The organism is Bacillus sp. 03113, from assembly GCF_006546985.1.
GTDB lineage: Bacteria > Bacillota > Bacilli > Bacillales > Cytobacillaceae > VATK01.
Genome location: NZ_VATK01000007.1, coordinates 141,401 through 154,946 on the forward strand (window position 1 = coordinate 141,401; position 13,546 = coordinate 154,946).

16 protein-coding genes are annotated in these 13,546 nt (G+C 35.8%); 7 read left to right on the forward strand and 9 right to left on the reverse strand.

The features are described 5' to 3' along the window. Positions 1-27 precede the first annotated feature (27 nt). The 7 genes from FDO66_RS08335 to FDO66_RS08365 form a co-directional block, all read right to left on the reverse strand. Positions 28-987: an ABC transporter substrate-binding protein gene (locus tag FDO66_RS08335; RefSeq protein WP_141432185.1), complete on the reverse strand. Its 960-nt coding sequence runs from the start codon at positions 985-987 to the stop codon at positions 28-30. A 37-nt stretch (positions 988-1,024) separates the two neighbouring features. Continuing rightward, entirely contained in the window at positions 1,025-2,017 is a 993-nt protein-coding gene (locus FDO66_RS08340) for a FecCD family ABC transporter permease (protein ID WP_141432186.1), read from the reverse strand. Further along, positions 2,017-3,054 (reverse strand): FecCD family ABC transporter permease, encoded by a 1,038-nt coding sequence (locus tag FDO66_RS08345; protein WP_258535657.1) that lies wholly within the window; start codon positions 3,052-3,054, stop codon positions 2,017-2,019. The genes FDO66_RS08340 and FDO66_RS08345 overlap by 1 nt, the downstream gene beginning before the upstream one ends. Positions 3,055-3,377: 323 nt before the next feature. Beyond that, a complete protein-coding gene (gene hepT / locus FDO66_RS08350; protein WP_141432187.1) occupies positions 3,378-3,782 on the reverse strand; it encodes a type VII toxin-antitoxin system HepT family RNase toxin in 405 nt (134 codons plus the stop codon). Continuing rightward, positions 3,772-4,170 (reverse strand): type VII toxin-antitoxin system MntA family adenylyltransferase antitoxin, encoded by a 399-nt coding sequence (gene mntA, locus FDO66_RS08355; RefSeq protein WP_141432269.1) that lies wholly within the window; start codon positions 4,168-4,170, stop codon positions 3,772-3,774. Before mntA ends, hepT begins: the two co-directional genes overlap by 11 nt. A 108-nt stretch (positions 4,171-4,278) precedes the next feature. Then, positions 4,279-4,503, reverse strand: coding sequence for a hypothetical protein (locus tag FDO66_RS08360; RefSeq protein WP_141432188.1), 225 nt, complete (start codon positions 4,501-4,503; stop codon positions 4,279-4,281). Between the two features lie 144 nt (positions 4,504-4,647). Continuing rightward, positions 4,648-5,403 (reverse strand): carbon-nitrogen hydrolase family protein, encoded by a 756-nt coding sequence (locus tag FDO66_RS08365; RefSeq protein WP_141432189.1) that lies wholly within the window; start codon positions 5,401-5,403, stop codon positions 4,648-4,650. A 192-nt stretch (positions 5,404-5,595) separates the two neighbouring features. Between FDO66_RS08365 and FDO66_RS08370 the strand changes: the two genes are divergently transcribed. From FDO66_RS08370 to FDO66_RS08375, 3 genes are read left to right on the forward strand one after another with little or no spacing between them, the layout of a single operon-like run. Beyond that, positions 5,596-6,000 carry a GNAT family N-acetyltransferase gene (locus tag FDO66_RS08370; protein ID WP_141432190.1) on the forward strand — a complete coding sequence of 135 codons (405 nt, stop codon included), beginning with the start codon at positions 5,596-5,598 and terminating at the stop codon, positions 5,998-6,000. Positions 6,001-6,036: 36 nt separating this feature from the next. Then, a complete protein-coding gene (locus tag FDO66_RS21215) occupies positions 6,037-6,222 on the forward strand; it encodes an HAD family hydrolase (RefSeq protein ID WP_258535658.1) in 186 nt (61 codons plus the stop codon). A gap of 12 nt (positions 6,223-6,234) precedes the next feature. After that, the gene (locus tag FDO66_RS08375; RefSeq protein WP_258535659.1) at positions 6,235-6,696 is read left to right on the forward strand and encodes an HAD family hydrolase; all 462 of its coding nucleotides are present in this window, start codon (positions 6,235-6,237) and stop codon (positions 6,694-6,696) included. A 425-nt stretch (positions 6,697-7,121) separates the two neighbouring features. On the opposite strand, the gene FDO66_RS08380 is transcribed toward FDO66_RS08375, so the two are convergent. Next, entirely contained in the window at positions 7,122-8,366 is a 1,245-nt protein-coding gene (locus FDO66_RS08380) for an MFS transporter (protein WP_181444493.1), read from the reverse strand. Positions 8,367-8,391: 25 nt separating this feature from the next. After that, positions 8,392-8,988 (reverse strand): ArsR/SmtB family transcription factor, encoded by a 597-nt coding sequence (locus tag FDO66_RS08385; RefSeq protein ID WP_141432192.1) that lies wholly within the window; start codon positions 8,986-8,988, stop codon positions 8,392-8,394. 157 nt (positions 8,989-9,145) lie between these two features. Here FDO66_RS08385 and FDO66_RS08390 point away from each other — a divergent pair, with 157 nt between their 5' ends. The 4 genes from FDO66_RS08390 to tatA all read left to right on the forward strand — a co-directional run bounded on the left by FDO66_RS08390 (position 9,146) and on the right by tatA (position 13,508). Continuing rightward, complete coding sequence (locus FDO66_RS08390; RefSeq protein ID WP_141432193.1) at positions 9,146-9,547, forward strand: hypothetical protein; 402 nt, start codon at positions 9,146-9,148, stop codon at positions 9,545-9,547. A 183-nt stretch (positions 9,548-9,730) separates the two neighbouring features. Beyond that, positions 9,731-10,933, forward strand: a complete 1,203-nt coding sequence (locus FDO66_RS08395) for an MFS transporter (RefSeq protein ID WP_141432194.1) — start codon at positions 9,731-9,733, stop codon at positions 10,931-10,933. A gap of 742 nt (positions 10,934-11,675) precedes the next feature. Continuing rightward, positions 11,676-13,313: a PhoX family protein gene (locus FDO66_RS08400; RefSeq protein ID WP_141432195.1), complete on the forward strand. Its 1,638-nt coding sequence runs from the start codon at positions 11,676-11,678 to the stop codon at positions 13,311-13,313. A 12-nt stretch (positions 13,314-13,325) separates the two neighbouring features. Beyond that, positions 13,326-13,508 carry a twin-arginine translocase TatA/TatE family subunit gene (gene tatA, locus FDO66_RS08405; protein WP_141432196.1) on the forward strand — a complete coding sequence of 61 codons (183 nt, stop codon included), beginning with the start codon at positions 13,326-13,328 and terminating at the stop codon, positions 13,506-13,508. Positions 13,509-13,546 lie beyond the last annotated feature (38 nt).

A 13,546-nucleotide genomic window follows, 5' to 3' on the forward strand; every position in this document is an offset into this window, starting at 1 on the left:
AGGAAGGTTCCTCATTCCTTGATTGAATTACTGTTTTTCATCTACTACCTTTTCAATTTGATCAAGTATTTCATGGGCAGCTTGGACACCACGTCCACGGCTCCAAATGTTACGATCGACAGAAACATAATGTCCTTCTTTAACCGCCTTTAAGTTTTTAAAGATCGGGTTGCTTGCCCATTTTTGTTGATTAACTTCATCACCGAAATCAAAAATGTAGTCTGGGTTTATTTCAGCAACAGCCTCAACCCCTAGGTTTCCTGTTTCTACTTTACCAGTTCGTACTTTCGTTTCAATGTCTGAATCATTCAGTGGGTAAGTGAAACCAACTGCTGTAAGTAGGGAACCAACGAAAGATTGCTTTACCCAAACATGAAAATCATCTTCGAATGAACCTGAAACGAGTACCGTTGGGTTATTTTGTATTTTTCCTTTAATACTTTCAATGCGATCTTTTAATTCCTTCTCAGCTTTTTCAGCCTCAGCTTGCTTTCTAGTGATATCACCAAGTAAATGAACATTCTGTAGGACTTCTTCATACGTATTATCGTCTAATGCAATGGTTGGTGCAATTTGAGGAAGATCCTTTTGCAGTAGCTTATGACGATCTGGATTGGCAATAATTAGATCTGGCTTCGCAGAACGAATTAATTCTAGGTTCGGCTCACTTCTGTCTCCAACATAGACATAATCTTTTACTTTATCCTCTAAATAGGATGGGACCTCTGTTGTACCTACACCGGCAACAGCGACAGGAGAGATTCCTAATGCGGAAAGCTCATCTGAGAATGAAAAATCTAATGTAGCAATTCGTTTTGGTGTTCCTTCAATCGTAGCATCTTCCCATACATTTTTAATCACTTGTTTATCTTCTTTTTTTACTTCTTCTGTTTTATCTGCATCTTTTGAGCCGCATCCCGCTAAAAGAGAACCAACAACGAAAATAGATACTCCAACTAGTGAGCATTTTGAAATAAGTGACTTCATAAAAACCTTCCTTTTCTGTATGTAATATAAAGTGGTATTAAGCTTTTTTGCGCCAAAGTAATAAATAAAGGAAATAAGGAGCCCCAATGACTGATGTAACGATACCAACTGGAATTTCTAATGGCGGCAAAACGACTCGTCCAAGCAAATCTGACATCGTCACAAGAACTGCCCCTAATAGGGCTGCAGTAGGGATGGCCAATCGACTATCTGGCCCAACGAGTATCCGAGCTGCATGTGGAATAACGAGACCGACAAAGCCAATCGTTCCGGCAACAGCGACAGAGCTAGCCGCTAAAGCAACTGCTAAAATGATCAGAAACAGTCTTGTACGATCAACGGCTAGTCCTAACCCCTTAACTGTATCATCGTTAAATGACAGTAAATTAATTTGTTTAAAAAAGAGTAACGCAATAACCAAGCCGGCAAGAGTCCAAGGCCAAAGGATTTCTACATGCGCCCAAGAACGGGCATATAAGCTTCCTTTCAACCAGACAAGTGCCTGGGAAGCACTTAAGGCATATTTGACGACAAGAAATTTAATAATGGCATGTATTCCTGCGCTAATCGCTACCCCGCTTAACGCAAGACGAACAGGATCGATCCCATTCCGATAGGCAAAAAGATAGACGAGAAAGCTTGCAATAACAGCACCAATAAAAGAGAATATCGGCATATAGATTGGCGGGAAATTAGACATCGTTAAGATCATAATAACCGCTGCTAATCCGCCTCCTGCTGTGATTCCAACAATATCGGGAGCTGCCAATGGATTTCGAGTAATGCTTTGTAAAATAAAGCCTGATACAGCCATATTGACACCGATGAGAATAGCAAGAACCACACGCGGCAATCGTAAATCAATGACTAGTCCTTCTCCAGCCTGTAATTCGGCAAATATTTCATGAAACGAGGTTGGTGCTGCTCCGAACCGCATTCCAAGAAGAGAAAAAAGCACAAGGAAGATGAATCCAATTATCATCGTCATTGCAAATCTTGTTTTATAATGAATAATCTTTTTTTCTTTCATTAAATTGCTGCCCCCTTTTTCCTTCTCATTAAATAGATGAAGAAAGGGGTTCCGAGCATCGCAGTTATGATGCCAACAGGTACTTCTGTTGGAAATAATAGAAACTGTCCGAGTAGGTCAGCCAGCAATAATAGATTTGCTCCAATGAGAGCGGATATTGGAAGCATAACTCGGTAATCTCCACCAACCAAAAAACGGGCCATATGTGGGACCATTAAGCCAACGAATCCGATCGGTCCGGCTAATGCTGTCGCCCCGCCGATTAAGATGATGATGCATAGCACAGCCATGCGTCGTATTTTTCTAACATTAAGCCCTAAGCCGCTCGCGACATCTTCACCAAGTACTAATATATTAAAATGCCTTGCGATAAAAAAGCATATCGTCAAAACAGGCAAAACAGTCCACGATGATATCTTTAAATCCAGCCATGTTGTTCCAGTGAGTTTACCAGCCATCCAGTAAAGAATTTGAAATAAATCATTTTCATATAATATGATGACACTGCTAGTGAGGGAGCTAAAAAAAAGGCTAATGGCCATGCCGGACAGAACGAGTCGAGAGGATGAATAATCACCACGGAAAGCTAGATTATAGATTACGCCGCCTCCTACGGCTGCCCCAATAAATGCTGCGGTCATAATGAGAAAGGGGTATTCTTTAAAGCCTACGGCGGCAAGAGAAATAACAGCGAACAGTGCTGCTCCTTGATTGACTCCCATTATCTCAGAATCTGCTAAAGGGTTACGGGTAATAGCTTGCAATAAACAGCCTCCAACTGCTAGCGCTCCTCCAAGTAAGGCACCTAATAAAAAACGTGGAAATCGGATGCTCCAAACGGTATAGTGCAAAATATTTTCTGGATTGTATTTTAATAGTGTTGAAAATGAGCTTTTTGTTAATCCTTTCACATTAAAGGCTAATGAAAGGGCAAGCTCGATCAATAGGATAGAAATACAAATCAATACAATCAATAATATTGAGTTGGCAGACCTCCTTTGTTGTTGTTTAGATTCTTCCATGGTTAGTTGAGCCAATTACATCGCTCCTTGTTACTAAGCTTGTCCAAACTATCGTGGACTTTTGCTTATGGAATAGGTAATAAAAATAAGATACTCTTGTTTATAAATGATAATCATTATCGTTTATGGTCAGTCTCTATGTTAAATATCTTTTATTGTGTTGTCAATGCTTTTCTTTTATACCTTCTTATGGAAAGGGTTGTTTGAATGTAGTTATTTTAAAGAGTTTAAATAAGAAGAAAAATAAAAAAGGTTCATTTTCATAAAGAAATGAGAACGAACCTTTTAAGAAGGTGATAGAACAAATTTTACCCAAAAAGTCCCATTTGGTAAGGAAATTATGATTTAAGAATTTGTTTTGTAAAAGATGTAAAATCGCTTAAATGTTTTTCAATGATTTGCTGTAAAATTTCTACATGAATGGTTTGGTAGTCATGAACAGCTATATTCCGAAATCCAACCATGGCTTTCATTCGTTGTGCAATGTCATTTGTAATAATTGAATTAGAAAGAAGCATCTCAAAAGCATCGCGACTTGTTTGAGGGAGACCGAGACGTTCTTCTGCGACGATATGCATAGCTAAGTCGATGCAAGCTTCGCAAGCCCGTTGAATATTTAAGACAATAGAATCTTGTTTTGTATAGTCATCAAGATTTTTAGGGTTGCTATCGTATACTTCTATAATCCTTTTCTTGCAACGTTCTATGACACTAATTTTATTCAAAATAACATCATTTTTCATAGATAGACCCGCTTTCACTGGCTTTCCTAAGAATATTTTCCCTTTCTTCATTTAGTTTAGCATACTTACTAAGTGCGAGCATTGTCATATTCATTCTCAATTCGTCATCCATACAGTAGATCACGATTCCTGTTGTGTATATTTGGGCCTGAAAGACTGTAGATGCATGTGTCATGTCAATTAAATCTACTTCGATTTTTAAAATGGAAGCTAACTCTTGTGCTAACATAAATAGATCGTATGATGAAATGGAGGTTTCTTTAGAATAAAAAGCCACATCAATATCACTTTCTTGATGCTGTGATCCTTTGGCAAATGATCCAAAAACAATAATATAAGATGGATTTATCTTATCAGTTAAGAATTCTGTTATTTTTTTATAAATCATTGTTTGCACAAATTCACCTCCAGGAAGCCATATAACCTATTATAAACACAATATTCCTAATATTTAAGTGGCATGAAAACAAAAAAGAGAGAACATTTCTCTCTAAAATTAAATAGCATATATATATTCCTCGACAAAAAGACAGACATCATTCGTATTTATATTGTGTTTTTCAAGAAGTTTTTCAGCGGCTTCGATATGAGGCCGGGTTTGCTTGTTTGCTTTTACATCCTTAAGATAGATGTCACCACTAACAAGTTTTATGGCAATTTCTTTGAGGTCCTGATTTTCAGATTGAAACAAAATATAGGCCAAACAACTAATTCGATCCATATTTCACACCTCTTTATCCAATTTCTTAATCATTTCTATATTTTTCTTAATTTTCCTCTAAATTAGAAATATTATTTATGATTAAAATGGTAAAGAGGGTGTTCTATGGATAATAAAAGTTTATTTGGATATTTTTTTAGTAATTTAAAAAAGATCTGGGTTATATCGTCTTGCTAGTAATTGGCTTGCTTGCGTTGGATCGATCTCAACAACTACTAATTCTTCCTCATTTGGTTGAGCCGTTTTTAAGCATTCCCCTGAAGGTGAGATGAAGGATGTGGTGCATCGCTGATTTTCTATAGCGTAATTCACACTGGCAAAAAAGATATTATTTTCTAGGCTTCTACATACCATCGCTCCATTATAAAATTCAGGATTATTTACTTCACCAGTAAATTGCGGATGAAAAACAATGCTTGCTCCTTGTCTAGCGGCCCATCTTACTGTCTCTGGATACCTCCAGCCTTCATGGCAAATAACAATGCCAAATCTTACACCGTTCACCTCAAATATTTGTCGACCTTCTCCTGGAACATAACCAAATTGATCTTCATCAGGGTCAATCTGATTTTTTGTTTGATAGCCTAGAATCTCACCGTTATTAGAGATAACAAAGGCAACAATATGTAATCCGAGTTCGTCTTTCCATTCCATAGGGAGGATGACAGTTATCTTTTTTTGCCTAGCAAGTGTGCATATTTCATCCAATGCATCCATTTGTATATTGTGATTGTATTCTTCCACATGATAACCAACTCCTCTGAGCCCTGGAATAATAGATTCAGGAAAGGAGATTAGACTGCATTCTTTATCAGATGCTTCTTTGATCATTTGTTTTACTACATTTAAACCTTCACTTGCAGAAGCTGGAAATCTAGTTTGTGCCAACCCAATTCTCATTTAAAACACCTTCCTGGAAAAATGATTTATTTTTACTCTTAAAAGTTCAATTTAATAGTAAACTTAAAGTATCTAAATGTAAAAAAATAGATGGAAAAATCAAGTGTGGTTGAGCAATACAAAAAATTGGACAAGCTTTAATCTGAAAAATTAGAAACTTAAAAAATAATTAATAAGTTAGGTGAACACAGCATGGAGATAAAACGAATCAATAAAGAACAAACTTGGGAACTGAGACAAAAGGTAATGTGGCCAAATAAAGATATCGAATATATTAAATTAACAGATGATGACGAGAGTATTCATTTCGGCTTTTTCCACAATGAAAAGCTATTGTCTGTTATTACCCTTTTTATTGAAAATGATTGTGCTCAGTTTAGAAAGTTTGCCACTCTCCAGGAGGAGCAGGGAAAGGGGATTGGCAGCAAGATGTTAGATCATCTCATTACAGAAGCAAAACAGCTTGGAGTAAAGAAACTTTGGTGTAATGCACGTCAAAATAAAGCCAGTTTCTATCAAAAATTTGGATTAAAAGAAACGGATCAAATCTTTGATAAAGAAGGGGTTCGTTTTGTGATAATGGAGATGTATTTGTAAGTGATTCTTTCAAAAGCAGTTTAAGGAGAGGACAGGATGATATTTTTCGATATAGATGGCACTCTATTAGACCATGAAAAAGCAGAGAAGATAGCATCTATCGATTTCTATGGAAAGTTTCAACAAAACCTAAAAATGAGTGAAATGGAATTCACACAACTGTGGGAGGCTTCTTCAAAGAAATACTACCTAAAATATTTAGCCAAACAATTATCCTTCTAGGAGCAACGAAGAATGAGGGTTAATGATGTATTTGGGGAAAATTTAAGAGACGAAGATGCGGATACTCTTTTTAATGTGTATTTGGAATATTATAAGAAAAACTGGCTTCCGTTTGAGGATGTCATTCCTTGTTTAACATGGTTAAGAAATGAAGGGTATCGCCTTAGTATCATTAGCAATGGCCAAGATCAACAACAGATAGACAAACTAGAAAAAATAGGCGTTTTGTCGTATTTTTCTCATGTATTTACATCGAATAAATTAGGAGTTGCGAAGCCGGACAGCCGAATTTTTAGGCGAGCATGTGAACGAGCACAATGTTCAGTTGAAGAAAGCTATTATATCGGTGATCATTTAGAAACAGATGTCATAGGAAGTAATGATGCTGGAATGAAAGGGATTTGGATTAATCGTAAATGTAGTCCGACTTCATATGATGTTAAGGTGATACATACTTTAAATGAGTTGTATTAACTCATTTAAAATAAAAATGGGATTCTTTCAAAGGAGCATATTGATTATAGAGGGTCAAAACAAGGACTAATGAGATTATTATGGCTCCCAGAAATGATAACTAAATTTGAGAGAATAATGTGTACTCCTTGAGAGGATTGAAATGACAATCGCTTTTCCTAACTAAAGATAATAATTGAATAGAAAAGAATGAGACCTTGACGCCTTAACCTATTGTTTCATAACTTACAAAAGAACCGCGGATTTCAATTAACAAATTAAAAATTCACTGTCTTTTATAGTTTTTTAGATTGCATATTAATTTGATGAGAGCTAAGTTCCATTTGAATTATCCGCACTGCCACCTATAGTATAGAACGATTGTTCATATTAATTAAATATATATATAGAACTGTTTAAAAGAGTGTTAAAAAATAGGAGAACGATTAATCAGCTGTCACAAAAGAATGCAATTTCCAAACAGCTATAATTGAAAATAAAATTAATAATATTCCACTGTATAATAAAAGTGTTGATATTGTTATATTTAAGGAAAGTAAAGTAGAGGTTAATGCGTATGAAATAGGTACTAACCCCATGGACGCTGTTCCAAGTAGCCCAGAAACCCTGCCTAGTTTATCTGGGTGAGTTCTTTCTTGAATGAGAGTCTGCAGTGGTATGTCACCAATTGTTATAGTCATTCCAACTATTGTAAAGCAAAGAATAGCTTGCCACATCGTAATGGACTGGCTTAATGAAACTAAAGATAATCCTAGAAAAATTAATCGAATGATAGAAATAAACCCTCTTTTATTTCTTGGATTCCAAAAGGCAACAAGAATTGTTCCTATGAGCATTCCCCCAGATATGGATCCTTCTAAGTAACTTAAATCTAACGCATTTCCATCTAATATCTCATTTGTCATAATTGGGGCAGCTAACGTGGCAGGTCCAGCTAATACAAAGTTGGTAAGAATACTAATTATCATTGCACCAATTAAAAAGGGAGAAGTAAATACATAATCGAATCCATCTTTTAAATCTTTAAGAATTGTGGAATTAGAATTTGAATTTATAGGAAGCTTTAAAAGGTTCATAAGCATTCCTCCAGTAATAAGAAGCAAAGCAATAGCAACAAAAACCCATTTGAAGGAACTTACAGCAATCAGCCAACCAGCTATTAGGGGACCAGTAATACTTGTAGTTCGATTAGTAAATTGAAGAAACGAATTAGCTAGAGTAAGCTGGTTCTTGTTTGCAATCGATGGAACGATTGACTGATTTGCAGGCCAAAAAAAAGCGTCTAAGACACCGAAGCAAAGTGCAAAAAAGGTTAATATCCAGATATTTAATTGATTAAGTATTAAGAAAATGATCATAATACCCAGAAGAATAGATCTAATAAAATTTGAAAAAAACATTATAGCAGTAGGTTTTAAACGATCTGCAATTACTCCTCCAAATATCATTAATAGTACTCTTGGTAAAGCGGTAGCCATTAAAACAAATCCTAGGGCTGATTTTAGGTGAAGATAATCAACAACATACCAGCTTTCTGCTAATAAATACATTGATAATGAAAAACCTGTAAAAAGACTTGAAAACCATAATAACAGGAATTTTTTGTTTCTTACTAAAGCTAAAGCTTCATATCTTAGAGTTATAGATTCACTTTGTTTTAGAATAGGCATTTGTTGATTCCCCCTATTATATTTGTTAAAGGTTTTTATTATCTTCAAAGAAAGGTTCATCAATTTGAAATCCAACGGTTGTCATATAGAAAAATTTTCCTTTATCGTCCTTCATATTGTTAAATTCTTCTAGCAATTTACGATATTTAGCCAGCCATTTTATAAATTCTTCTTCATTTACTTTGGCTTCTAATTGCATTGATATCATTGGCCATTTTTCTTTATCTGCTGTATTAAATTGAAATGCTTCTTCTGGAGCAGACAATGCTCGAATTTTAGCTCTTTCTAAAACATTTAAAGCTAAATCTCTTACATAGTTTCCTAAATCCTCAGAAAAAGGTAATAATTGATCGCTCGGGTAATAGCTTCTTGCTGTAGATTGGTAAAATTTTTGTATAATACCGCCTTTTTCTTCTTTTTTTACGACTTGAATAAATCCATTCTTTTCAAGTTCAGTTAAAGCATAATGAATCTTTGATCTTGGAACTTCAAGTAAATGTGCTAGCTGTTGTCCTGTATAGGGTTGTTCAACTAATAACATAAGGATTTTTGTTCTAAATGGGTCGCTTATCGTTTTTAATTGCTCATAATTTTTAAGAATCATACATGATTTTTGTTTCATAATGTCACTCAAACTCCTTTATTTACTCAAGTTAATTTTTTCACTTAAGTTAATAAAAACATTTAAGGAGGGGAATATCAATAGTTTATGGAAAAAAATATAAAAAAAGTTTTAAAAGAAAATGAATAGTTACAATTATTTAAGGGAGGATGCTCTTATGCTAAAACCATCCACTAATTTCAAAATCATAAATGTTTCAAGGGATAGTCTTGGGAGATTTATGAAGCTACAATTGCCTCTTGTTGAAGGCGAATTTATGATTCGCTGGGCATTAGATGAGTTTACGTATCTTCAAATTAAACAAATTTTCTCCACTAAATACTTTGATTCACTTGCGAAAGGATACCGTTATGAACTTGTTTCATTTTATAGCCACCATCTCGAAAAGACTGATAATAAAACGATTTACAAGGGTTCTATACGATGTATTTTGCCTGATCGCAGCATGAATATTCCGTTTGTGTGCTCTCCGCAATTTGCGGGAAATATGGAATGGTTAACTCATGTAGCAAAAAATCTGCAGGATATTGAGCATTTGAAATGGGAGAATTTTAAGTGATGACAGGTAACACGTTAAAATCGGGGAATTTCATTTGGAAGTAAAATGTTAATTTTAATGCAAGAAATTTTTGTTACAGGGAAAAGTAAAAAAATAATGTAACCTAAAAAGTAAAAAGCAGGCTGCATAAATTCTCAAATAAACAAATAGAAAGACCACTACAGCTAGTAAAGGAGAATTTTTATGGAGAAAAAGGAAAAGTGTGGCTTGCTGGCTTTATCGGTTGTTCCTCTTGTCATGACGCTTGGGAATTCGATGCTTATCCCTGTACTTCCAAAAATTGAATCTACATTACATATTAGTGCATTCCAGGTATCCATGATTATTACGATTTACTCGATCGCAGCTATTTTATTCATTCCTGTTGCTGGGTATTTGTCAGACAGGTGGGGACGAAAAAAAATAATCATACCAAGTCTAATCATTGCAGGAATTGGGGGAGCAATCTCTGGTTGGGCATCATGGAAAATAGCCCATCCATACATTTGGATTCTCATCGGTCGTACGATCCAGGGAATCGGTTCCGCGGGGGCATTGCCAGTTGTTATGCCGTGTGTCGGAGATATGTTTAAAGAGGATGAGCAAGTCAGCTATGGTTTAGGTCTCATTGAAACCTCAAATACGTTTGGAAAAGTACTTAGCCCTATTTTAGGATCATTACTAGCAGTGATTGTCTGGTTTTTGCCATTTTGGTTTATTCCTATCTTATGCTTAGCCTCCATTTTGCTCATTCAATTTTTAGTGAAGCCTCCTAAACAAGAGAAAAAAGCCTTGCCTGTTAAAGAGTTTGTCATAATAGTTAAGACAACATTAAAGGATAATCTGAAATGGTTAATGGCTATTTTTTTACTTGGGGCCATTATTATGCTTGTCTTATTTGGGAATCTCTTTTATTTATCAACACTTTTTGAGGAGAAGTATCATATTGATGGAATCTGGAAAGGCTTTATTCTTGCTATCCCTCTCGGAGCATTATCATTATGTTCTTATTTAACAGGTAAAAGAATTGGAAATAGAAAAAGGAATATGAAAAGATGTACCGGTATTGGCTTTTTATTATTGAGTGGTTCGTTTATTATTCCATTCTTTTTTCATGGCATTTATTTATTAGTACCAAGTCTCTTTATATGTGGAATCGGCATTGGCTTAGCCCTACCAAGCTTAGATGCACTAATAACGGAGGGGATTGAAAAGGAGCAACGTGGAACAATCTCTTCTCTCTATAGCTCCATGCGCTTTGTTGGAGTAGCAGCGGGGCCGCCTTTATTTGCTTTTTTAATGAAAGGCGATAGTAAAAGCATGCTTTATTTATCGTTTGGACTGGGGTTAATCGGTGTACTATTGGTCTTGTTTTGTATAAAACCAGAGGAGGAAAAAGTTCAGTAGAAATTTTAATATTTCTGTTATCCCAAAGTTATAGGTGGGGTATTTAAGGGGGGGCTGTCCAATAAGTCGATTTTTTCGATTCTGGAAGCCCCTTTTCAATGTTGCATCGCAGTTGTTTTGTCCTTCATGGTGCTTATGAAGGACTTTTTGAAGTCACTTGGGACTTGTTTTTGTCCTTCACGGTGCTTATGAAGGACTTTTTGAAGTCACTTGGGACTTGTTTTTGTCCTTCATGGTGCTTATGAAGGATTTTTTGAAGTCACTTCGCACTCGTTTTGTCCTTCATGTCATTTCGTACCTTATTTTGGGTCTGTCCTGAAAGTTCATTAACTTACACTTACTTTCTGAACAGACCCTATTTTGTGTTGTAAAAGAAGAATAGCTGAAAAACCTCAATTATTCTTACTAGAATTTTTACTTAGATTAAGATATCAGGATTTTATACATATCTGATCAAGCTTCAGCATGCTAAATTAACAATGCATAAAAAGCTGCATAACAAATTTTAATAAATTATTTAAACAATATTAACATCTTCTTTACTTTGATTTCCTAAACTTAGTAAGTGGATAGGACATGACCTATTTCATAGATTGATAAAAGTAGTACATACAAAGTCTATGTCCATTTTGCAAATATCGTTTTGGATTATAGATAAAACTTAGTTCAAAATGAATCTGACGATGAGTGAACGATTCTTGAATAAAGAAAGCTTTCAGGAAAAATAAAGGAGGCCATTTTGATGGAAAACAAATCATTAGATCGACGTACTTTTTTAACACGAATTGGAACAGGAGCTACTGCACTTGCAGTCGCTACTTCTGGTTTAGGTATTTTAAGCGAGACAGTCAATGCAGAAACCGACAGCTTATTAAGTGTAAAACCGAAGAAAAATGGCTTTAAATTTACTCCGATTGAAGCTACAAGCAAAGACGAACTCGTTCTTCCAAAAGGATTTAAATATGATGTTGTAGCCGCTTATGGGGATGTAATCAATGGTAAGGGAGACACATTTGGTTTTAACAACGACTTCACTCTTTACTTTCCGATTGAAAATTCTAGTAAACGGGGATTATTGTGGGTAAACCACGAGTATACAAACCCTTTGTACGTAGAAGGAGCAAAAGTAAACGATAAATATACTCCTGCCCAAATTGAAAAACTGCTTTACAACCAAGGTGGTTCTATTATCGAAGTGTACTATGACAAAAAAGAAAACAAATGGAAAATGGATCCTGCTTCCACTTATGCTCGACGCGTAACCGGGTTAACACCTTTTATGCTTACTGGACCAGCAAAAGGAACAAAAGCAGTAAACAATGCAACAAACGTTCAAGGTACGTTCGCTAACTGTTCCGGTGGAAAAACGTTATGGAATACGGTTTTATCTTGTGAAGAAAACTTTGAAGATACTTCTAAGGCTGCAGGGTTAAATCAAACACATTACGGTTGGGTAATCGAGGTTGATCCATTCGATTCAAAGTTTGCGGTCCGAAAACATACCGCTCTTGGGCGTTTCAACCACGAAAATGCTTCAATGGGGCTTGCCAAAGACCAGCGTGTCGTCGTTTACATGGGAGATGATAAAAAAGATGCTTGTGTCTATAAATTTGTTAGTAAAGATAAATATGTACCTGCATTAGGAAAAGCAAATTCCCGTCTTCTAGAGGAAGGGACTTTATATGTAGCAGACTTTCAAAAAGGTAAATGGATCGCTCTTACAATTGAGGCAGTACGATCAGCAGCTGCTGGAAACCCAGTTTTACTAGAAAAATTCCAAACGCAAGGTGATGTTGTAACCTACTGTCAAGAAGCAGCTATCCTTCTTGGCGGAACACCAACCGATCGACCAGAGGATGTAGAAATTTCACCGTTTGATAACACAATTTTTATTGCACATACGAATAATGACAAGCACGGAAACTTACATGGACACATTACTCGTTTCTTCGAAAAAAATGGTGACCATGGAGCAACTGAATTTGAATATGAAATTTTTGCAGCCGGCGGACGTCAAAGTGGATTTAGCGCACCCGATAACTTAACTTTTGACAGCAATGCGAATTTATGGACTGTAACGGATATCTCATCGAGTAAATTAAATAAAGATGCTTGGACAAAATTCGGCAATAATGGAATGTTTGTCATTCCTACTGTTGGTCCGGATAAAGGAATTGCTAAGCAGTTTGCCTCTGCTCCTGTAGAAGCAGAACTTACTGGTCCATGCTTCACTCCGAATGAACAGACCTTATTCTTATCTGTTCAACACCCTGGTGAAGAAACGGAAGACATCAATAATCCTACAAGTACATGGCCACACCGTAAAGGCGAAAAAATGCCTCGTCCGGCAGTTGTTGCTATTACAGGATTTAAATTTTAAGGAGGGAATAGGATGTTGCAAAATATAGGAGTACCTGGACTAATATTGATTTTAGTCATTGCCCTCATTATCTTTGGTCCGTCTAAGCTGCCTGAAATTGGACGTGCCTTTGGCAACACATTAAGAGAATTTAAAAACTCTGCTAAAGATCTAATTTCTTCAGAAGAGAAAGAAGAAAAGACGCAATCTAAGTAATGTTGAAGAAGATGTAAGCACCAAGCTTGCATCTTCCT

Excerpts from the sequence above, each read along its gene's own strand:
- FDO66_RS08335 (WP_141432185.1), bottom strand. The coding sequence starts at position 987 with ATGAAGTCACTTATTTCAAAATGCTCACTAGTTGGAGTATCTATTTTC.
- FDO66_RS08340 (WP_141432186.1), bottom strand. The coding sequence starts at position 2,017 with ATGAAAGAAAAAAAGATTATTCATTATAAAACAAGATTTGCAATGACG.
- hepT (WP_141432187.1), bottom strand. The coding sequence starts at position 3,782 with ATGAAAAATGATGTTATTTTGAATAAAATTAGTGTCATAGAACGTTGC.
- mntA (WP_141432269.1), bottom strand. The coding sequence starts at position 4,170 with ATGATTTATAAAAAAATAACAGAATTCTTAACTGATAAGATAAATCCA.
- FDO66_RS08360 (WP_141432188.1), bottom strand. The coding sequence starts at position 4,503 with ATGGATCGAATTAGTTGTTTGGCCTATATTTTGTTTCAATCTGAAAAT.
- FDO66_RS08365 (WP_141432189.1), bottom strand. The coding sequence starts at position 5,403 with ATGAGAATTGGGTTGGCACAAACTAGATTTCCAGCTTCTGCAAGTGAA.
- FDO66_RS08370 (WP_141432190.1), top strand. The coding sequence starts at position 5,596 with ATGGAGATAAAACGAATCAATAAAGAACAAACTTGGGAACTGAGACAA.
- FDO66_RS21215 (WP_258535658.1), top strand. The coding sequence starts at position 6,037 with ATGATATTTTTCGATATAGATGGCACTCTATTAGACCATGAAAAAGCA.
- FDO66_RS08375 (WP_258535659.1), top strand. The coding sequence starts at position 6,235 with ATGAGGGTTAATGATGTATTTGGGGAAAATTTAAGAGACGAAGATGCG.
- FDO66_RS08380 (WP_181444493.1), bottom strand. The coding sequence starts at position 8,366 with ATGCCTATTCTAAAACAAAGTGAATCTATAACTCTAAGATATGAAGCT.
- FDO66_RS08385 (WP_141432192.1), bottom strand. The coding sequence starts at position 8,988 with ATGAAACAAAAATCATGTATGATTCTTAAAAATTATGAGCAATTAAAA.
- FDO66_RS08390 (WP_141432193.1), top strand. The coding sequence starts at position 9,146 with ATGCTAAAACCATCCACTAATTTCAAAATCATAAATGTTTCAAGGGAT.
- FDO66_RS08395 (WP_141432194.1), top strand. The coding sequence starts at position 9,731 with ATGGAGAAAAAGGAAAAGTGTGGCTTGCTGGCTTTATCGGTTGTTCCT.
- FDO66_RS08400 (WP_141432195.1), top strand. The coding sequence starts at position 11,676 with ATGGAAAACAAATCATTAGATCGACGTACTTTTTTAACACGAATTGGA.
- tatA (WP_141432196.1), top strand. The coding sequence starts at position 13,326 with ATGTTGCAAAATATAGGAGTACCTGGACTAATATTGATTTTAGTCATT.